Here is a 19,386-nt window from a genome sequence, read left to right on the forward strand (position 1 = left end):
CGGCTGCGCCGATTCCGCTTCGCTTCACCCTTGACACCCACCCCTCCACCGCACGATGGAGATGACCGGGCGGCCCTGGAAGCGGGGCTCTCGGGGACCACCGGATGGGTCATCCGGCTTCGCGGCCGGGTGCGGACTAGTTCGTAGCAGCGCAGCCCGCTGAAGGGGTGGGAGGCGTGCGCGGCTGGTTCGGGGGTCGGTGCCGGTCTCGTCAAGCGTCTACCGACCGGATCTTCCGGGGTGGCCGCCGCTTCCCGGTCGAGAGGTGGGGGTGGGGGACCTACTTTGGAAAAGTAGTGTTCTGGTAGAAGGGGGGAGCGCGCGTTGCGTGATGCGCCGCTACGTTTGCGTTGTCGCTTGCTGGCGGCAATGCAGCGGGGGAGCCTCCTCCTAGGGGCAATCGGGTGGGTGCGCGGGGAAGATCCGCGCGGAGCGCGGTGAGGGGGATACGGACCGCAGCCGAAGTCGGGAGGCCCTCCGCTCAGGAGGAAGCCGGCCGGGCGGGGGCCGGTGTGTCGGCTGCCCCGCCCGGGCGGAGGGCTATGCGTCGGCTGACTGGGCCCGCAGGGCCCGCTCCACGCCCGCGCGGGACTCCGTGATCAGGCGGCGCAGGGCCGCCGAGGGGGAGGCCGAGGAGAGCCATGTGTCCGTGGCGTCCAGGGTTGCCTGGGAGACCTGGAGCGACGGGTACAGGCCCACCGCGATCTGCTGCGCCATCTCGTGCGAACGGGAGTCCCACGCGTCCTTGACCGCCGCGAAGAACTTCTCCGTGTAGGGGGCCAGAAGTTCGCGCTGGTCCGTCTGGACGAAGCCGCCGATCACCGCCTCCTGGATCGCGTTCGGGAGCTTGTCCGATTCGACGACCGAGGCCCATGCCTCGGCCTTCGCGGCAGCCGTCGGGCGAGCGGCCCGCGCCGACGCCGCGTGCCGCTCGCCCGCCGCCGTCTTGTCGCGGTCCAGCTCCGCCGCGATTCCGGCCTCGTCGAGCCGGCCCGTCGCCGCGAGGCGGTGCACGAACGCCCAGCGCAGCTCCGTGTCGACGGCCAGGCCCTCGATCGACTGCTTGGCGGAGAGGAGTTCCTCGAGGAGCGTCAGCTGCTGCTCCGTACGCGCCGTCGCCGCGAACGCCCGTGCCCACGCCAGCTGGTGGTCGCTGCCCGGCTCCGCCGAGCGGAGGTGCGAGAGCGTCGCCTCGGTCCAGCGGGCCAGCGCCTCCTCGCGTCCGGACGGCGCCGCGTACAGGTCGAGCGCCAGCTTCACCTGACGGTGCAGGGACTGCACGACGCCGATGTCCGACTCCTTCGCGATGCCCGACAACACCAGCGCCAGGTACTCCCGCGTCGGCAGTTCCGCGTCCCGCGTCATGTCCCACGCCGACGCCCACGACAGCGCCCGCGGCAGCGAGGCCTCGAAGTCACCGATGTGGTCCGTCACGTACGCCAGCGACTCCGCGTCCAGGCGGACCTTCGCGTAGGAGAGGTCGTCGTCGTTGAGGAGGATCACGGCCGGGCGCACGCGGCCCACCAGCTCGTCCACCGCCGTCAGTTCGCCGTCCACGTCCAGTTCCACGCGGTCCGTGCGCAGCAGCTTGCCGCTCTCGTCGTCCATGTCGTACAGGCCGATCGCGATGCGGTGCGGGCGGAGGGTCGGCTCGCCCTTCGCGCCCGCCGGGAGCGCCGGGGCCTCCTGCTTGACCGCGAATGAGGTGATCTTGCCCGACGTGTCGACGTCGACCACCGGACGCAGGACGTTGATGCCCGCCGTTTCAAGCCACTTCTTCGACCACGTCTTGAGGTCGCGCCCGCTCGTCTCCTCAAGGGCGCCGAGCAGATCGGAAAGGCGCGTGTTGCCGAACGCGTGCGCCTTGAAGTACGCCTGCACGCCCCGGAAGAACTCGTCCATGCCGACGTACGCGACGAGCTGCTTGAGCACGCTCGCGCCCTTGGCGTACGTGATGCCGTCGAAGTTGACCAGGACGTCGTCGAGGTCCCGGATGTCCGCCATGATCGGGTGCGTGGACGGCAGCTGGTCCTGGCGGTACGCCCACGTCTTCATGGAGTTGGCGAACGTCGTCCAGGAGTGCGGCCAGCGCGAGTTCTCCGCGTACGCCTGACAGGCGATCGACGTGTACGTGGCGAACGACTCGTTCAGCCACAGGTCGTTCCACCACTCCATCGTCACCAGGTCGCCGAACCACATGTGGGCCAGCTCGTGGAGGATGGTTTCCGCGCGCGTCTCGTACGCCGCGTCCGTCACCTTCGAACGGAACACGTACTGGTCGCGGATGGTCACCGCACCCGCGTTCTCCATCGCGCCCGCGTTGAACTCCGGCACGAAGAGCTGGTCGTACTTGGCGAAGGGGTACGCGTAGTCGAACTTCTCCTGGAACCAGTCGAAGCCCTGCCGCGTCACCTCGAAGATCGCGTCCGAGTCGAGGAACTCGGCCAGCGAGGGCCGGCAGTAGATGCCGAGCGGAACCGACTGGCCGCCAGGACCCTCGTACGAACTGTGGACCGAGTGATACGGACCGACGATGAGCGCCGTGATGTACGTCGACATGCGCGGCGTCGGTTCGAAGACCCAGACGTCACCGCTCGGCTCGGGAGTCGGGGAGTTGGAGACCACCGTCCAGCCCGTCGGCGCCTTCACGGTGAACTGGAACGTCGCCTTGAGGTCGGGCTGTTCGAACGACGCGAAGACGCGGCGTGCGTCCGGGACCTCGAACTGCGTGTAGAGATAGGCCTGTTGGTCGACCGGGTCGACGAAGCGGTGCAGGCCCTCACCGGTGTTGGTGTAGTCGCAGTCGGCGACGACCTTCAACTCGTTCGGCCCGGCCTCGAGGTGCTTGAGCGCGATGCGCGAGTCGCGGAAGACCGCCGCTACGTCCAGCGAGTGGCCGTTCAGGACCACCTCGTGGACCGCCGGGGCCACCAGGTCGATGAAGGTCTCGGCGTTCGCCTCCGCGGAGGCGAAGCGCACCGTGGTCACGGACCGGTAGGTGCCGCCCTCTTGCGCGCCGGAGAGGTCGAGATCGATCTCGTACGAATCAACGGTGAGCAGCTTCGCCCGCTGCTGCGCCTCTTCGCGGGTCAGATTGGTGCCGGGCACGCGGTCATCTCCTCAGGTACGTCAGGTGCGACTTGTGGCGTTTCCGGTCATCCTTCCACGAGGCCGCGGGAGCGTGCCGGGGCATTGTCCGGTGGCCGACATGCGGCATTGTTCGCCGCCCGTCGTGCCGCTAGCATCCGCGCGGCGAGGAACGCCCCGGGGGGAGCGCTCATGGCACGTTCACGTTCACGATTACGGCCACGATTACGCGGCGCGGGGCGGGCGGTGCCGCAGCCATGATCGACGTACTCGTCGCGGGAGCCGGGATCGGCGGACTGACCACCGCCCTCGGTCTGCACGCCGCGGGCATCGAGGTGCGGGTCGTGGACGCGGTGGACGCGCTGCGCCCCGTCGGCGTCGGCATCAACCTCCTCCCGCACGCGGTACGGGAGTTGACGGAACTGGGCCTGGGCGCCGAGCTGGCCGCCACGGCCGTGCCGACCGCCGAGATGATCCACTTCGACCGGCACGGCAACCACATCTGGAGCGAGCCGCGGGGCGTCGCGCGCGGCCACCACTGGCCGCAGTACTCGCTGCACCGGGGCGCCCTGCAGATGCTCCTGCTCGACGCCGTGCGCGACCGGCTCGGCGAGCACGCCGTGCGCACGGGCACGGCGTTCGTGCGGTACGCCGAGACCGAGGGGTCCCGGTCGGTGCTCGTGACGCTGCGGGACGTGGCGCGCGGGCGGGAGTACGCGGTGCCCGCGCGGGCCCTGATCGGCGCCGACGGGCTTTACTCGGCGGTGCGGGCGCGGCTGCATCCCGGGGAGGGGCCGCCGCTGTGGAACGGCATCCGGATGTGGCGGGGCGTCACCGAGTGGGAGCCGGTGCTCGGCGGGCGCACCATGGCCATCGCGGGCAGCAACGCGAGCGTGAAGCTGGTCGTCTACCCGATCTCCCGCGAGGCGGAGACGCGGGGGCGTGCGCTGCTCAACTGGGTGGCCGAGGTGCGGTTTCCCGTCCACCACCACGGGGTGGCGGGGCCCGTCGACTGGAACCGCTCGGGGCGGCTTTCCGACGTGCTTCCGCACTTCGCCGGGTGGCGCATCGGCGACCTCGACGTGCCGGCGCTGCTTGCCTCGACGGGGCGGATCCTGGAGTACCCGATGGTGGACCGGGATCCGCTGCCGTGGTGGGGGCAGGGCCCCGTGACGCTCCTCGGGGACGCGGCGCATCCGATGTACCCCGTGGGGTCGAGCGGCGGCTCCGAGGCGGTGCTCGACGCGCGGGTCCTCGCCCGCTGCCTGGCGCTTGCCGCGCCGGACCGGGTGGGGGGACTGCGGGCCTACGAGGCCGAGCGGTGGGCGTCCGCGAACGCGGTGGTTCTGGCGAACCGGGCGATGCCGGCGGACACGGTCCTCCGGACGGTCGCGGAGAGGGCGCCGGAGGGATTTGTGCGGGTGGAGGATGTGCTGACGGAGGGGGAGCTGGCGGAGCTGGGGGAGGGGTATCGGCGGATGCGGGGGGCTTGGTAGGGGCGGTCGGTCTGGACCGCCGCTTCGCGGCGGATTCTTTCCCGCCCACCCACCCGATTGCCCCGCAGGTCTCGGTGATCGACGGCCACCTCGCGGCCGGCGCATCGGGGTTGGGGAAAGGCAACGTCTGAAACCCGCCAGCCCCCACCCACCCGCACGCGCGACCCTCGACCCATGACCACCACCACCGCGTACCACCCCCGCCCCATCGACCCCGTAGCCCTCAAACAGCTCCGCGACACCGACGACGCGGGCCGTCCCTGCGCCCCGTACACGGACCCGGAAGGCGGCGACCCCCTCCGCTGCTGTCTGCGTCCCGTCGCCCCCGGCGAGCGCGTCGCCCTCGTCTCGTACGCGCCGCTGCGGCGCTGGGCGGCGGACACCGGCGCCACCCCCGGCGCCTACGACGAGCAGGGGCCCGTCTTCATCCACGCGGAGGATTGTGAGGGACCCTCCCCGGACGGGGAGGGTTACCCCTTCGCCCGCTCGGGAGCCCTCCGCACCCTGCGCCGCTACAGCGCCGAAGGCCGCATCGTCGGCGGCCGCCTCTTCGAGATCCCCGAGGACGCCACCGCCGGCTTCGACGCCGCCCTCGCGGAGGCCTTCACCGACCCCGAAGTCGCCCTCGTACACGTCAGGGCCGTGGAGTACGGCTGCTTCCACTTCGAGGTGCGGCGGCCCTGACGCTCGACGCGGCGACCGCCCGTGCGAACGCCCGCACCCGCTCCGTCTCCGCGTCCCGGTGCCACACCATCCCGAGCACCGAGTCCGGCAGCCCCTCCACCGGCACGAACGTGACGTCACGGCGGCCGTGATACTCCGCCGTGGGGCTGCACAGCAGCATCGCGCCCCGCCCCGCCGCGACCAGCGTCAGCCCTTCCTGGAGGGTGCGCACCTCCGGCGCGGGCGCGGCGGAAGGGGCGTGCGCCTCGCGCCAGTAGGCCGGTGCCGGAGCCGCCGCCGCGATCAGCGGAGTGTCCGTCAGCTCGGCCGCGCTCAGCAACTCCCGCCCCGCGAAGGGGTGGCGTACCGACACGGCGACGTTCTGCGGCTGGCGGGAGAAGAGCGGGCCGAGGACCAGGTCCGGTTCCGCCACCGGCAGCAGCACGATCGCGGTGTCCACCGCGCCGTGCCGCACCGCACCGAAGGGGTCCGCGAAGGGGATCTCCACGATCTCCGTCACGCACGCCGGATGCTGCTCCTGGAAGTCCGTGATCGCCTCCATCAGCCGGGCGTCCGCCGTCCCCTGGAAACCGATCCGCAGCCGCCCCGAGACCCCACGCGCCGCCTCCCGCGCCGAGTCCACCGTGGCGCTCAACGCCTCGTACGCCGGGCGCAGTTCGGCAAGGAAACGCTCGCCCGACGGGGTCAGCCGCACCCGGCGGCTCGACCGTTCGACGAGCCGTGTGCCGATCCGCCGCTCCAGATCCCGCAGCAGTTGGCTGACGCGGCTCTGCGAGACGTAGAGCCGCTCGCCCGCACGGCCGAAGTGCAGCTCGTCGGCGAGCGCGATGAAGCACTCGAGCTCCCGTATCTCAAGCCCGCTCACCGGGTCCGCCTTTCATCCACTCATCCACGAGCCTCGCCTCATCGATGAGCCTCGCTCATTCAAGGATGAGATCTTCGGCGTTGTTCCCGGCGGGCGCCCCACGAAGGCTGGAGTCCATGAAGAACAACACCGCCCTGCCCCTCTCCGTACTCGCCGTCGCCGCCACCACCTTCTCCGTCGTCACTACGGAGATGCTGCCCGTCGGACTCCTCACCTCCCTCTCCTCCGGCCTCGGCGTCTCCGACGGCACCGCAGGGCTGACCGTCACGCTGCCCGGCGTGGTCGCGGCGCTCGCCGCCCTGCTGCTGCCCGTCGCCGCGCGCAGCGCCGACCGGCGGATGGTGCTCTGCACGCTCACCGCGCTGCTCGCCGCCGCGAATCTGCTCTCCGCGCTCGCGCCCTCCTTCGGCGTGCTGCTCGCCGCGCGGGTCCTGGTCGGCGTCTGCATCGGGGGCGTGTGGGCGATCGCGGCCGGTATCGGCGTACGCCTCGTGCGCGAGGAGGCGGCCGGGCGGGCCACCACGGTGATCTTCAGCGGGATCGCGGTGGCGTCCGTGCTCGGCGTCCCCGCCGGTACGTTCCTGGGTGAACTGGCGGGCTGGCGCTGGGCGTTCGTGGCCATGGGCGCCTTCGCCCTCGCCGTCGCGGGACTGCTCGCCGCGGTCCTGCCCAAGCTGCCGTCGTCCGAGGCGGTGCGGCTCGGCGCGTTCCCGGGGCTGCTGCGGACGGCGCCGCTGCGGTCCGCGCTCCTGGTGGTGCTGCTCCTGGTGACAGGACACTTCGCCGCGTACACCTACGTGCGCCCGGTCCTGGAGCGGGTGCCGGATCTCGGCGCCGGGCTGATCAGCGGGCTGCTTCTCGCGTACGGCGTCGCGGGCATCGCCGGGAACTTCGTGGGCGGCGCCTTCGCGGCCCGCGACCCGCGCCGGGCGCTGCTCGCGATCAGCGCCGGGCTCGGCGCCGTGGTGCTCCTCATGGGGCCCGCGGGCGGCTCGCTGCTCGCGTCGGTCGCGCTGCTCATCGCCTGGGGACTGACGTACGGCGGGGTCTCGGTCTCCACCCAGCAGTGGGTGATGGCCGCGGCACCGGGGGCCCGCGAGGCGGCCTCGGCGCTCTTCGCCGGGGTGTTCAACGCGGCGATCGCCCTGGGCGCGCTGACCGGCGGCCTGGTCGCGGACAGCCGCGGGGTGAGCGACGTGCTGTGGCTCGGCGGCGGCCTCGCGGTGCTCGCGCTGCTCGTGGTGGCGGTCGCGGGCACGCGAAAGGGGCGGTCACCGCACAGCGGTGCCCGCCCCCGACGGCGTACGGAAGACCGTACGGAAAACCGTACGGAGAAGCAGGACGTCGTCAGCCCTTGAGCTCGGCCGCCACCAGCTCCGCGATCTGCACGGCGTTCAGCGCCGCGCCCTTGCGGAGGTTGTCGTCGGAGATGAAGAAGGCCAGGCCGTTCTCCACCGTCTCGTCGCCCCGGATACGGCCCACGAAGGCGTCGTCCTTGCCCGCGGCGACCAGCGGGGTCGGCACGTCGGTGAGGACGACACCCTCGGCCGAGGCGAGGATCTCGGTGGCGCGCTCGGGGCTCAGCGGACGCTCGAAGCGGGCGTTGACCTGGAGGGAGTGCCCCGTGAAGACGGGCACGCGCACGCAGGTGCCGGAGACCTTCAGGCCCGGGATCTCCAGGATCTTGCGCGACTCGTGGCGGAGCTTCTGCTCCTCGTCGGTCTCGTTCAGGCCGTCGTCGACGATGGAGCCCGCGAGCGGAAGCACGTTGTACGCGATCGGCGCGACGTACTTGTCCGGCTCGGGGAACTCGGCGTCCGAGCCGTCGTGCGTGAGCTTCGGCGCGTCCTCGCCGACCTTCTTGACCTGCTCGAAGAGCTCCTCGACACCGGCGAGGCCGGAACCGGACACGGCCTGGTACGTCGCCACGACCAGCGCGGTGAGCCCGGCCTCCTGGTGCAGCGGCTTCAGGACCGGCATCGCGGCCATCGTCGTGCAGTTCGGGTTGGCGATGATGCCCTTGGGGCGGTCCGCGATCGCGTGCGGGTTCACCTCGGAGACGACCAGCGGTACGTCGGGGTCGCGGCGCCAGGCCGAGGAGTTGTCGATCACCACGGCGCCCTGCGATGCGACCTTCTCGGCGAGGGCCTTCGACGTGGAGCCGCCGGCGGAGAACAGGACGATGTCCAGGCCCGTGTAGTCGGCCGTGGAGGCGTCCTCCACCGTCACGCCGTCCAGGACGGTCCCTGCGCTGCGGGCCGAGGCGAACAGGCGCAGCTCGTCCAGCGGGAACTTCCGCTCGGCGAGGATCTTGCGCATGACCGTGCCGACCTGACCGGTGGCTCCGACGATTCCGACCTTCACAGGGACTTCCTCCGTATGTGCATGCGCGTGGCCCGCTGACCTGGCGCTCGGGGTGCGTTCCATGATGCGTCTGTCCACCGTCGCCTTGTCCAATCCATTGTCCGAAGTACGGGATGTCACATCCCCGAGTACCGGATGTCACATCCCGGCGGCCGCCGGCGAACGTTTCGGGCCGTCCCGGCGTCCTAGGGGAAACGTGGGGATGGGAGGGGTGCCTTGCTGCGGAGGAAAACGCGCCGGGCCGCCGAGCGGCACGAGAAGGCGGATCCGCTCGACGCGGCCCAGGAGGACCGGGTGCGGGCGGTGCTCGCGCTCGGCGGAGTGCCGCAGGCCGATCTGTCCGACGGCGTCCAGCAGGTCAGGCTGAAGCTTCTGGAGCGGGCCGCGGACGGGCGCGAGGCGCCGCGTGACGTGTCCGCGTGGGCGGCGGTGGTCGCGTCGAACCTCGCCATGGACTGGCACCGGGCGCGCCGCAGGCAGGAGCGCCTTGGGGAGCGGCTCGCCGTGCTGTGGCGGGAGACCACCGACGAGGACGGGGCGGAGTCGCGGGCGCTGTCCCTCGCCGTCACGCAGGGGCTCGGCGAGCTGCCGGACGCCCAGCGGCAGGTCGTGGTCCTGCGGTTCTACGCGGATCTGCCGGTCCGGGCCATCGCCGATGAGCTGGGCATCCCGGAGGGCACGGTCAAGAGCAGGCTGCACTCGGCGGTACGGGTGCTGCGGACGCGGCTGCACGAGGGCGAGGTGGTGTGACGGTGCCTGGGACGCACGACGAGGCCTACGAGGCGTTGATGCTTGCGGTCACGGGCGACCCCGTGCCGGACGAGGTGCGCGATGATCCCGAGTTCCGCGCCGAGCATGCGGCGGCCGTCGCGGATGTCGCCCTGCTGCGGGAGCGGCTCGCCGCGGCGGGTGACGCGCTCGCCGCTCCGGGGCCGGCACCGGGGCCCGCGGTCGCCGTGCGCCCCGACGGGGTCCGGCGCCGCCGCGCGCCGGCGCTCGCCCTGGCCGCCGCCACGGCGGCCGCCGCGCTGATCGGCGGGCTCGGCTGGCTCGCGGTGGACAGTGGTGGCGGCATCACCCAGAGCGACGCCGACACGGCGAAGGGAGCGGCTCCGGGGGACGACAAGGCGCATGACGGCACGGCGGACGACGGTACGGCGGACGACGGGGCTGCCGAGGACCTCACGGACGAGGGGTACGTGGCGTGCGCGCGGCTCATCGTGGAGGGGACGGTGCGCCGGGTCGAGGCGATTCCCGGTGCCGAGCAGGACCGGATCGTCCTGGACGTCTCCCGCTACTACAAGCCGGACAGCGGCAAGAAGCGGATCACGTTCGTGATGAACGTGGACGTGGACCCGCGGCTGCGCCCCGGCGACCGGACGCTGATCGGCATCCCGCGGGGCGGGGTGTCGCCGGACATCTGGTCCACGGGCGATGCGGCCATCGCCAAGGAGCGGGCGTGGATCGAGCGGGCGCTGCCCGGGGCGGAGGGCCTCAGCTGTTAGGCGCCGGCCGGGGCTGCCCGCGGGGCCCGGGAACCGCCCCCGGCACGGCCTCCGCGCGTAAGGACCGAATGGCCCCTAAGATTGCTACATGACGAGCCAAGTGCCCCTGCCCGAACCCGACTTCACCCCGCTGGACGATGTCTTCGTCAGGAAGCACCTGGGCGTGCCGGACATCGACGTCGCCGACTGGACCCTGACCGTGGAGGGCCTGGTCGAGCGTCCCCTGCGGCTGGACATGGCCGCCGTCCTTGCGCTCGGGGCCGAGCGGCTCCCCGCCTTCCACGAGTGCTTCGGGAGTCCGTTCGCGCCGGACGTGCCGACGCGGGCGGTGGCGCAGGTGGAGTGGGCGGGGGTGCCGCTGGCCGTGTTGCTCGACCGGTCGGTGCCTCGCGCGGCGGCCCGGCACGTCTGGTTCGAGGGCGCGGACACGGGGTCTTTCCACGGGGAGGACGGCCTGACGTACATGAAGGACCTGCCCCTGGACGTGGCCCGCCGTGACGTCTTCCTCGCCCACCGGATGAACGGCGAGCCGCTGCGCGCCGAGCACGGGTACCCGCTGAGGGCGGTGGTGCCCCGGATGTTCGGCACGAACTCGGTGAAGTGGCTGACCCGGATCGTGCTGGCCGACCGCAGGGCGGACAACATGTTCACCACGCGGTTCTACAACCGCGTCCTGCCGGGTGACACGGAGGCGACCCCGGTGCGCGAAGTGGACGTCAGCAGCAAGCTGTTCGCGCCACGGGACGGCGCGCGCGTCGCGGCCGGCGGTGTCGATCTTTCGGGGCGGGCCTGGAGCACGACGGAGATCGTGGCGGTCGGCATCTCGGTCGACGGGGGCCCCTGGGAGCCCGCGGCGGTGGACGCGCCGGGCGCCGGGCCCACCTGGCAACGCTTCGCCCTGGTCCGGGAGTTGGCGCCGGGCGCGCACCGCATCCGCTGCCGTGCGACGGACCGGGCGGGCCGGGTGCAGCCGTTGGAGGGGGCGCGCAACGCGGTGCACGAGGTGACGGTCGAGGTGGCCGGGGGTGCTCCCGGGTAGCCGGCGGAACAAGTTGCCAGCCACCCGGGAGCAGGGAAGCCTCAAGGAGAGGCCTCAAGAAAAGGCCGCTACGGCGTGACCTTCTCGATCGACACGCTGCCGTTGCCGGCGACCGTGCCGCCCGCGTTCAGGAGCGACACCTCGCCGAACAGCGCACGGCCGTCCGCGGCCGGGGCCTTCGCCACGATCTCCGCAGTGACCTGGGCCGAAGCGCCGTTGGCCAGCTTCACCGGCGCCGACTCGTCGACCGTGACCGCGCCGAGCGCCGCCGAGAAGAACACGTCCAGGTAGTCGTACTCGGTGCTCCCGGCGGGAATCGAGTATCCGGCGACCTCGATCTCGTACGTACCGGCCGCGGGCTTCGGCAGGCTGACCGACTCCTCCGAGTCGCCGTCCGCCGACGAACCGACGACCTTGCCGTCCTTCAGGACCGAGAGGTCGAGGTCGGCCGCCGAGTCGGACGTCGAGCCGATCGCGACGTCGAGCCGCTCGGCGCCCTCCGGCACGACCACGGTCGTGGTCTGCGTCTCGCCCTGCTTGATCGAGGGCCGCGCGGCCTTCGACGACCCCAGCGGGCCGCCCTTCAGCTTGCCGTCGACCGCGGCGAAGTTGTTCGTGACCTTCCAGGAGACCGGCGCCGGCGTGCCGACCTTGGCCTCCGGGACCTTCTGCACGGCGGGGTCGAAGGCGACGCCCAGTGCGGCGACGTCCAGCTTGTACGGGTTGTCGAGCAGCGGCGACGTCCGGCGCGACTCGATCTCGATCTCCCAGACGCCCGGCTGCGGGTCCGCGTACGAACGCAGGTCGGGACGGCAGGTGTTGTCCGGGTTCTCGTAGTTCGGGTAGCAGACGAGCGACGAGGTCGAGTCGACCGGGACGCCGTACGGGTGCACCGCGATGAACCGCGTCTGGCTCTTGTCCTTCAGGCCGCCGAGGGCCACCTCGAGGGACTTGGCGCCCTTGGGCACCGTCACGAAGTACGACTTGGTGCTGTTGCGCTGCACCGAACCGGCCGCCGAGAAGGTGTACGACGGCTTGGCGAGCGGCGCCGAGACGACGACCGTCGACATGATCTGCTGGTCGACGCCCTTGGTGCGCTCGTCGTCCACGGTGAGGATCGCGCTGTGCAGCCCGGCGGAGGTGGGCCGCGCCTGGACCTTGACCGTGACCGGCTTGTTCAGCGGCAGCGAGATCTCGTCGTCGCCGAGCAGCCGGAACGTACCGCCGTGGTTGTTCTCGAAGTCCAGCTCGTGGCGCACGGCGCGGTCCGGACCCGACGTCCGCGTGATGGTGACCTCGTACGTCCGCTTCTGGCCCGCCTTCAGGCCGCCCTCACGGTCGTAGATGCCCGTGCCGGGCTTCTTCAGCTCCTGCTCCAGGGCGGTGTCGACCGGCGCCTTCACCGTGTAACCGTGCGCGCTCGCACCGGACTTGATGGCACCCCAGGCGCCCACGATGTCGATCAGGCCGGTGCCCTGCGCGTACGCCTGCTCGCCGCGGATGCGGTCCGCGGTCGACGTGAGCGCGGTGCGCAGCTTGGCCGGGGGCAGCGCGATGTTCTTCTGCTTGGCGGCGGAGAGGAGCAGCGCGGATGCGCCCGCGGCCTGCGGGGACGCCATCGACGTACCCTGCAACATCTGGTAACCGGCGGGGAGTTTGTAGCCCGCCTCGGCGACCGGGGCGCCCGGCAGCCAGGTCTGCGTGGTGTTGATGGCCGAGCCCGGCGCGGAGATGATCGGCGCGAAGCCGCCGTCCTCGCGCGGGCCGCGCGAGGAGAAGTTCATCATCGCGTACGGCTTCCGCACGACGGAGCCGTAGTTGGCGGCCCAGGTGTCCTTGGATATGGACGCGCCGACGGAGATGACCTTGTCGGCGAGGCCGGGGTCGCCGATGGTGTTGGCGCCGGGGCCGGAGTTGCCGGCCGAGATCACCAGCTGTACGCCGTACTCGTCGATGAGCCGCTTGTAGAGCTCGGCGCGCGCGTTGTTGCCGTCGTTGAGGGCCGGGAGGCCGCCGATCGACATGTTGACGATGTCGACGCCGCGCTTCGTCACGAGGTCGATCATGCCCTCGGTGAGCGCGACGTTCGTGCAGCCGCCGGTCCAGGTGCAGGCGCGGGACGAGACCAGCTTGGCGCCGGGCGCGGCGCCGTTCATCTTGCCGCCGAACAGGCCGTTGGCCGCGGTGATGCCCGCGACGTGCGTGCCGTGCTCGGACTCGATGAGGCCGATGTTGACGAAGTCGGCCTTCTTGCCGACCCAGTCGCCGCCGTACGGGTCGGTCGGCACGTCCTTGCGGATCTCGACGACGAACGGGACGCGCTCGACGACGTCGGTCGCCGGGTCGTCCTTGCCGAAGTAGGCGACCTGGTGGCCGTCCTTGTACGGCTTCATGGCGTCGTCGTCGGTGAAGTCACTGTTGTTGTTCAGGTCGACGTGCACCGTCCCGGCGGCCGGGTCGTAGAGCACGCCCCAGGTGTCGGTGGTGTCGCCGTCGCGGTTCAGGTCGCCCTTGGCGTCGCCGCCGGTGGTGGCCTTCTCGCTGAACCGGCTGATCTGGTACGAGCCCGCGGGGGCCTTCCAGGTCTGGCCGTCCCAGGTGAAGACGGGCCCTGTGACGGGGTTGGTCATCCGCCGCCAGGTCGCGTCGGCGTCGACGATCGGGTCGGTGGCGGTCACCCAGTCGGTGATCTTCCGCTCGCCCGTGGTCGTCTTCTGCAGCGCGGGGTGACCCAGGTCGATGCCGGAGTCGAGGATGCCGATGGTGGTGCCGCGGCCGTCCGCCTTCGGGTTCTGCTTCACGAAGTCGACGGCGCCGGTCTCGAAGGAGGGGTTGTACGGGTTCTTCGCCGGGGTGTTCTTGTCCGGCCCGGCGTACATCCCCTGCGCCGCCACGTCCGCGCCCTTGGCGTGGTCGGCGGCGGGCGTCGGATCGTCGAGCTCGATCTCGTGCCGCAGATCGATGCCGTGCACGGAGGACAGCTTCCCGGCGGCCTCGATCGCGGCGTCGGCCTTCGCGGTGGGCACGGAGGCGCGGACGTAGCCGAGCTTGTCGTCGGTGCGGCCGACGGAGCCGCCCTTGACGGCGTCGAGCTGGCCGGCGACCTTCTCGGTGGCGCCGGGCGCGGTGGCGACCATCATCGTGACGGTCTTCTCACCGTCCGCCTTGGCCTCCGCGAGCAGGTCGGCGTCGGCCGAACCGAGCTTGCCTTCGGCGGACTTGGGGGCGGCGGCGCCGGGGTCGTCGTCGGCGGCGAGGGCCATGGGTATGGGCCCGGCTGCGGAGAGCGCGGCGGTCAGACCGACGGCTATCGCGAGCCGAGCCGTGCGTCTCGCCCGCGATATGGGTGTGGAGGGTGTGGCTTCGGGGGTCATCAGCATCCCTGTACGTAAGGTCGAAAGGGTCCGGAATTCGGTACCGGATGACCGCTTAGCTTCACGTAAGTGACTGCTGTTTGGGGAGAGTTGTCCGGGGTGGATCGAGGCGTGGCGTAATTCCGCCATGTGCCACCGGCGGCATTGCGGACTATTCGCCCCCCGGGGCTACGGGTGCCGCCTGTCACCGCCTCCGGCGAGTTCGTCCTCAATCGCCGGACGGGCTGAAAGATTCAGCCCCTCCGGCGTTTGAGGAGCGGGGTCTGGGGCGGAGCCCCAGTTCGGGAAGGGGCGGGATGGGGGAGAGCTCCGCAGGGACCGCCCTAATCCTCGCGAGACCTGGCGTAATGGCGGGACGCCTTCGCCCTGTTGCCGCAGATCGCCATCGAGCACCACCGCCGCGTCCCGTTCCGCGACGTATCGAAGAAGTGCAGAACACACGCCTCATGGGCGCACCGCCGGATCCGATCCGGCGCCGCGGCCAGCAGCCCCAGGTAATCCCGCGCCGCCAGCCACGCCGCGCCCCAGCTCGCGTCCTTGAACTCGGGCTCCTCGCCTGGCCCTTGCTCGCTCAGCGTCGCCCGGATGCGCCCGTGCACGAGGACCTTGTTCACGCGGGCGACCCCCGCGGCCTCGCCCGGCGCGTCCACCACCGAGGCGATCGCGTCGCGGGCCTGCAGGACATGCTCCAGCGTCCGCCCGTCCACCTCGAAGCGGTCCGCGATGCCGTTGGCCGCGAGCCAGACGCCGAGGCCATCGACATCGGTCAGCAGGTCCTGGCGTACGCCGTCCAGCATCCACCGGGTGTTGAGCAGGTCGAGGGAGAGCGGCTCGCCGACGAGGGGGCGAGGATCGCGAGCGGCATCGGCGGACATGGTGGCTCCCTTCACGGCTAACCAGTAAAGGGTACGTGACCGGTTGACGCTCGCCGTGCCTAACCTCTAACCTGAATGTGAACGGTTAGCCCGCGTCAGGCGGGCCGCCGCCGCTGACAAGGGGAGAGTCATGACCGCGACCAGCACGCCGAGCGCACTCCGCACCGGCCACATCGGCCTGAACGTCACCGACCTGGACCGCTCGCTCGCCTTCTACCGGGACGTCATCGGCTACGGCGTGATCGGCGAGGGCAAGGAGGAGGGCCGCAGGTTCGCCTTCCTGGGAGAGGGCACACGGCCCGTCCTCACGCTCTGGCAGCAGGCCGGCGCCGCGTACGCCGCCGGAAACGCCGGCCTGCACCACCTGGCGATCGAGGTCGACACCATCGAGCAGGTCCGCGCGTACGAAAGCGCTCTGCGTGCGTACGGTGTGGAGTTCGCCTACGACGGCGTCGTCCCGCACGGCGAGGGCGCCGCGTCCGGCGGCATCTTCTTCCACGACCCGGACGGCACCCGACTGGAGATCTACTCCCCGACCGGCGCCGAGACGGCCACCGCACCCGTGGAGTCGGCACCCACCTGCGGCTTCTTCTAAGCCTGTACGCCCGTAACCCCGGAAGGACGCGATGAACCCCATGGCCTCGCACGCACCCGAAGGGCCCTACCACCACGGCTCCCGCACCGTCCAAGACCGCGTCGGCGTACGCGACCTCGCCGATCACGTGGGCCGCTCCATAGGTCAGGGCATCCGCCCGGTGGCCGCCGCCTTCCTCGAACTCCAGCCCATGCTGGTGCTCGGCGGCGCGGACACCGATGGCGCCGTGTGGGCCTCGCTGCTCACCGGCGCCCCCGGGTTCGTGCGGGCCACGGGGCCGGAGCAGATATCGGTCCGGGGAGGCGTGCACGCCAGAGACCCGCTGGCCCGGAGCCTCGCCCGCGAAGGCACCCCCGTCGGCACCATCGCCCTCGACCCCCGCACCCGGCGCCGTATGCGGCTCAACGGCAGGGCGCGCCCCACCCCGCACGGCCTGGCGATCGAGGCCGACCAGGTCTTCTCGAACTGCCCCAAGTACCTCCAGAAGCGCGACCTTCTGGAAGGGAAGGCGCCGGGTCGGCCGTCCTCGCCCCGCCACGGAGTGAAACTCACCGGCGACCAGCGCGCGTTCATCGCCGCCGCCGACACCTTCTTCCTCGCCACCGTCCACGAGCACGGCGCCGACGCAAGCCACCGGGGCGGCGACCCGGGATTCGTCGAAGTGCCGTCCCCCTACGAGCTGGTCTGGCGGGACTACCCGGGCAACTCCATGTTCCTGACCCTCGGCAACCTCGCCGCCGACCCCCGCGCCGGGCTCCTCTTCCTCGACTGGGCGACCGGCACCACCCTCCAGCTCTCCGGCACGGCCCGCACCGAGTACGCGGCGGACGGCTCCCGCACGGTCCGCTTCACCGTCGAAAGGACCGCGGAAACCCTGGGAGCGAGCCCCTATGCGTGGTCGCCGCCCGAATACTCACCGGCGAACCCGCGATAGGACGACCGTAGAAGGACCGTATAAAGGCCCTATCAGGTCTAGCGGTGCCCTATTAGGTCTAGCGTCAGCCTGTGCACAAAGAGCTCCGGGTGGCGGCCTACGCCGTATGCGTACGCGACGGGCAGGTGTTGCTGGCCCGCTGGGTGGCGGGCGACGGCAGCAAACGCTGGACGCTGCCCGGCGGCGGCATGGACCACGGGGAGGATCCGTACGACACGGTGATCCGCGAGGCGGACGAGGAGACGGGCTACGTCATCGAGCCGGTCACGCTGCTCGGCATGGACTCCCTGCGCCGCCGCTACCCCCGCAGGCTCGGCGCCGTCGCCGACTTCCACGGCCTGCGCATCATCTATGAGGCCGGGATCACCGGCGGCGAGCTGCGCCACGAGACCGACGGCTCGACCGACCTCGCGGCATGGCACCCGCTGGACGCCGTCCCCGACCTCGACCGGGTCGGGCTCGTCGACATCGGCCTCGGCCTCTGGCGGGAGCGTCCGGCCGACGGCCACCTGGCGACCTGAGGCTCCAGTGCCCCTTCCCTTCCCCGAAAGGTGAACATGGAGTGACCGCCTCCTCTCCGCCCGGAGAGGGGTTGATGGCCGCTCAGGGTGCCCGATGATCCACGTACGGTGATCGGCGCTGCCCGTTGCGGTCTCGTTAACGTGCAGGTCATCCCGGATGCCAACGATCCAGTACGAGCGGGAAGTTCGGTCGGTGCAGTACGCCGGACTCCCCGCGACCACTGCCGACGCGTTCGCAATCGGGGAGACCGCGCCATGCCGCGCATACGCTCTGTCGCCACCGCCGCCAAGACCGCCACCCACTCCGTCGCCTCCGCCGCATCGGCAGTGGACCGCCGGGCCTTCCTCGCAACCACTGGAGCGATCTCCCTCTCCGCGGGCGTCGGCTACGCGCTCCGGCCGGGCAGCAGCCATGCGGCCGCGGGCGGCCCCGCCCCCGTCGCGCTCTCCCGGCCCGCACCCGCGGCGCCCCTGATGCCGTACCGGGGCGGCACCACCCTGGCCACCGTCGCCGCCCCGCGCGGCGGCTCCGGCTACCGGCGGCTCGGCGACGGGCCCGCCTGGGAGCGGGTGGTCCGCGGCGACCTGGCCGCCGCCAAACCCGGCCGCGAGGGGCGGCGCACCGCGCTCGCCGCGTTCGTCCAGTTCACCGACCTGCATCTGGTCGACGTACAGCACCCGCTTCGGTACGAGTATCTGCGCGCCCAGACCGCGAGCGCCTGGCGCCCGCAGGAGGCCCTGTCGGTCGCGGGCGCGGTCGCCCTCGTCGAGCGGGTGAACGCGCTGCGCGGCGCGCCCGCCACCGGATCGCCGCTGCACTGCGTGGTGACGACCGGCGACAACACCGACAACAACTCCCGCTCCGAACTCGACTGGTTCCTCAAGGCGATGAGCGGCGGCCGCATCACCCCCAACACCGGTGACCCGCGCCGCTACGAAGGCGTGCAGGACAGCGGGCTCAAGCTCTACTGGCATCCGGACGGCGACCTCCGCGACGCCGACAAGGCCCTGGGCTTCCCGCGGGTCGACGGCTTCCTCGACGCCGCCCTCCGCGAGGTCAACAGCCCTGGCCTCGCGCTCCCTTGGTACTCGACCGTCGGCAACCACGACGCGCTGCCCGGCGGCTGCTGGGGCCCCGGAGACTCGTACTTCACCGAATTCGCCGTCGGCGGGCGGAAGTTGATGTCCCTGGACGAGTCGCGCGGCGCCGCCCTGTGGAAGGCGGTCAAGAAGGGGCGCGACCCCAAGGGTGCCCAGTTCAAGGAGCTCCTGAAGAGCGAGTCGCGGCGGATGCGCTCGGTCACCCCGGACGAGAGCCGGGCGCCCTTCACCCCCGCCGAGTACGTCCATGCGCACCTGGACCCGGCGTACAAGGGCCACGGCCCGGTCGGCCACGGCTACACGCAGGAGAACCTCGACGCGGGCACCCAGTACTACTCCTTCCGCATCAGCGACGACGTACTCGGCATCAGCCTGGACACGACGGACCCCGCGGGCCACTACGAAGGCTCCATCGGCACCGACCAACTGAACTGGCTGAAGCGGGAGTTGAAGGCCAACGAGAAGAAGGCCGGCGGCGGCTCCCACGTCGTCGTCTTCAGCCACCACACCAGCAAGAGCATGCGGAACCTCCGCCAGGACCCGCACCGCCCGCGCGAGGCCCGGCACGGCGGCGACGAGATCGTCGCCCTGCTCGGCCGCCACCGCTCCGTCCTCGCCTGGGTCAACGGCCACAGCCACAAGAACGACATCACCGCGCACCAGACCCCGCACGGCTCCTTCTGGGAGGTCTCCACGGCCTCGCACATCGACTTCCCGCAGCTGGCCCGCGTCGTGGAGCTGACCGACAACCACGACGGCACCATCTCGCTCTTCACCACCCTGATCGAGTCGTCGGCCCCGCACCGCACGGACTACGCCGACCTCTCGCAGACCGGCCTCGCCGCGCTCTACCGCGAGCTCTCCTTCAACGCCCCGGGCGCGAAGCCCACGCTGGGCGGCGAGCCGGGGGACCGGAACACGGAGCTGATCCTCCGGAAGGGCTAAA

15 protein-coding genes are annotated in these 19,386 nt (G+C 71.5%); 10 read left to right on the plus strand and 5 right to left on the minus strand.

Features of this window, described 5'->3' with window-relative positions; all coding sequences use genetic code 11:
* Positions 1-540: 540 nt before the first annotated feature.
* A complete protein-coding gene (pepN, locus tag OG453_RS10990; RefSeq protein ID WP_266866901.1) occupies positions 541-3,108 on the minus strand; it encodes an aminopeptidase N in 2,568 nt (855 codons plus the stop codon).
* Between the two features lie 239 nt (positions 3,109-3,347).
* Here pepN and OG453_RS10995 point away from each other — a divergent pair, with 239 nt between their 5' ends.
* Both OG453_RS10995 and OG453_RS11000 read left to right on the plus strand, forming a co-directional pair.
* Positions 3,348-4,583 (plus strand): flavin-dependent oxidoreductase, encoded by a 1,236-nt coding sequence (locus tag OG453_RS10995; RefSeq protein ID WP_266869801.1) that lies wholly within the window; start codon positions 3,348-3,350, stop codon positions 4,581-4,583.
* Between the two features lie 174 nt (positions 4,584-4,757).
* Complete coding sequence (locus OG453_RS11000) at positions 4,758-5,267, plus strand: DUF1203 domain-containing protein (protein ID WP_266866902.1); 510 nt, start codon at positions 4,758-4,760, stop codon at positions 5,265-5,267.
* Here the strand turns inward: OG453_RS11000 and OG453_RS11005 are convergent.
* Positions 5,218-6,132, minus strand: a complete 915-nt coding sequence (locus OG453_RS11005) for a LysR family transcriptional regulator (protein WP_266866903.1) — start codon at positions 6,130-6,132, stop codon at positions 5,218-5,220. The two genes, OG453_RS11000 and OG453_RS11005, sit on opposite strands and share 50 nt — an antisense overlap.
* A 116-nt stretch (positions 6,133-6,248) precedes the next feature.
* On the opposite strand from OG453_RS11005, the gene OG453_RS11010 reads away from it, so the two are divergent.
* Complete coding sequence (locus OG453_RS11010; protein WP_266866904.1) at positions 6,249-7,490, plus strand: MFS transporter; 1,242 nt, start codon at positions 6,249-6,251, stop codon at positions 7,488-7,490.
* Here OG453_RS11010 and OG453_RS11015 read toward each other — a convergent pair.
* Positions 7,480-8,496, minus strand: coding sequence for an aspartate-semialdehyde dehydrogenase (locus tag OG453_RS11015; RefSeq protein ID WP_266866906.1), 1,017 nt, complete (start codon positions 8,494-8,496; stop codon positions 7,480-7,482). The genes OG453_RS11010 and OG453_RS11015 overlap by 11 nt on opposite strands.
* Before the next feature lie 216 nt (positions 8,497-8,712).
* Between OG453_RS11015 and OG453_RS11020 the strand changes: the two genes are divergently transcribed.
* The 3 genes from OG453_RS11020 to OG453_RS11030 all read left to right on the plus strand — a co-directional run bounded on the left by OG453_RS11020 (position 8,713) and on the right by OG453_RS11030 (position 11,040).
* On the plus strand, positions 8,713-9,246 hold the full coding sequence (locus OG453_RS11020) for a sigma-70 family RNA polymerase sigma factor (protein ID WP_266866908.1): 534 nt from the start codon (positions 8,713-8,715) through the stop codon (positions 9,244-9,246).
* Positions 9,247-9,248: 2 nt separating this feature from the next.
* On the plus strand, positions 9,249-10,001 hold the full coding sequence (locus OG453_RS11025) for a hypothetical protein (RefSeq protein ID WP_266866909.1): 753 nt from the start codon (positions 9,249-9,251) through the stop codon (positions 9,999-10,001).
* 88 nt (positions 10,002-10,089) lie between these two features.
* A complete protein-coding gene (locus tag OG453_RS11030) occupies positions 10,090-11,040 on the plus strand; it encodes a molybdopterin-dependent oxidoreductase (RefSeq protein ID WP_266866911.1) in 951 nt (316 codons plus the stop codon).
* Positions 11,041-11,108: 68 nt separating this feature from the next.
* Here OG453_RS11030 and OG453_RS11035 read toward each other — a convergent pair whose 3' ends face one another.
* The gene (locus tag OG453_RS11035; RefSeq protein WP_266866913.1) at positions 11,109-14,414 is read right to left on the minus strand and encodes a S8 family serine peptidase; all 3,306 of its coding nucleotides are present in this window, start codon (positions 14,412-14,414) and stop codon (positions 11,109-11,111) included.
* 323 nt (positions 14,415-14,737) lie between these two features.
* On the minus strand, positions 14,738-15,289 hold the full coding sequence (locus tag OG453_RS11040; protein ID WP_266866915.1) for a CGNR zinc finger domain-containing protein: 552 nt from the start codon (positions 15,287-15,289) through the stop codon (positions 14,738-14,740).
* 130 nt (positions 15,290-15,419) lie between these two features.
* On the opposite strand from OG453_RS11040, the gene OG453_RS11045 reads away from it, so the two are divergent.
* The 4 genes from OG453_RS11045 to OG453_RS11060 all read left to right on the plus strand — a co-directional run bounded on the left by OG453_RS11045 (position 15,420) and on the right by OG453_RS11060 (position 19,385).
* Complete coding sequence (locus tag OG453_RS11045) at positions 15,420-15,884, plus strand: VOC family protein (RefSeq protein ID WP_266866917.1); 465 nt, start codon at positions 15,420-15,422, stop codon at positions 15,882-15,884.
* Between the two features lie 40 nt (positions 15,885-15,924).
* The gene (locus tag OG453_RS11050) at positions 15,925-16,818 is read left to right on the plus strand and encodes a pyridoxamine 5'-phosphate oxidase family protein (protein WP_266866919.1); all 894 of its coding nucleotides are present in this window, start codon (positions 15,925-15,927) and stop codon (positions 16,816-16,818) included.
* Between the two features lie 71 nt (positions 16,819-16,889).
* Positions 16,890-17,339: an NUDIX hydrolase gene (locus OG453_RS11055; RefSeq protein WP_266866921.1), complete on the plus strand. Its 450-nt coding sequence runs from the start codon at positions 16,890-16,892 to the stop codon at positions 17,337-17,339.
* 255 nt (positions 17,340-17,594) lie between these two features.
* Positions 17,595-19,385 (plus strand): TIGR03767 family metallophosphoesterase, encoded by a 1,791-nt coding sequence (locus OG453_RS11060; RefSeq protein WP_266866923.1) that lies wholly within the window; start codon positions 17,595-17,597, stop codon positions 19,383-19,385.
* Position 19,386: the final 1 nt, after the last annotated feature.

Origin of the sequence: Streptomyces sp. NBC_01381 (assembly GCF_026340305.1) — a bacterium.
GTDB lineage: Bacteria > Actinomycetota > Actinomycetes > Streptomycetales > Streptomycetaceae > Streptomyces.

Excerpts from the sequence above, each read along its gene's own strand:
- OG453_RS11050 (WP_266866919.1), top strand. The coding sequence starts at position 15,925 with ATGGCCTCGCACGCACCCGAAGGGCCCTACCACCACGGCTCCCGCACC.
- OG453_RS11010 (WP_266866904.1), top strand. The coding sequence starts at position 6,249 with ATGAAGAACAACACCGCCCTGCCCCTCTCCGTACTCGCCGTCGCCGCC.
- OG453_RS11030 (WP_266866911.1), top strand. The coding sequence starts at position 10,090 with ATGACGAGCCAAGTGCCCCTGCCCGAACCCGACTTCACCCCGCTGGAC.
- OG453_RS11035 (WP_266866913.1), bottom strand. The coding sequence starts at position 14,414 with ATGACCCCCGAAGCCACACCCTCCACACCCATATCGCGGGCGAGACGC.
- OG453_RS11000 (WP_266866902.1), top strand. The coding sequence starts at position 4,758 with ATGACCACCACCACCGCGTACCACCCCCGCCCCATCGACCCCGTAGCC.
- OG453_RS11045 (WP_266866917.1), top strand. The coding sequence starts at position 15,420 with ATGACCGCGACCAGCACGCCGAGCGCACTCCGCACCGGCCACATCGGC.
- OG453_RS11040 (WP_266866915.1), bottom strand. The coding sequence starts at position 15,289 with ATGTCCGCCGATGCCGCTCGCGATCCTCGCCCCCTCGTCGGCGAGCCG.
- OG453_RS11060 (WP_266866923.1), top strand. The coding sequence starts at position 17,595 with ATGCCGCGCATACGCTCTGTCGCCACCGCCGCCAAGACCGCCACCCAC.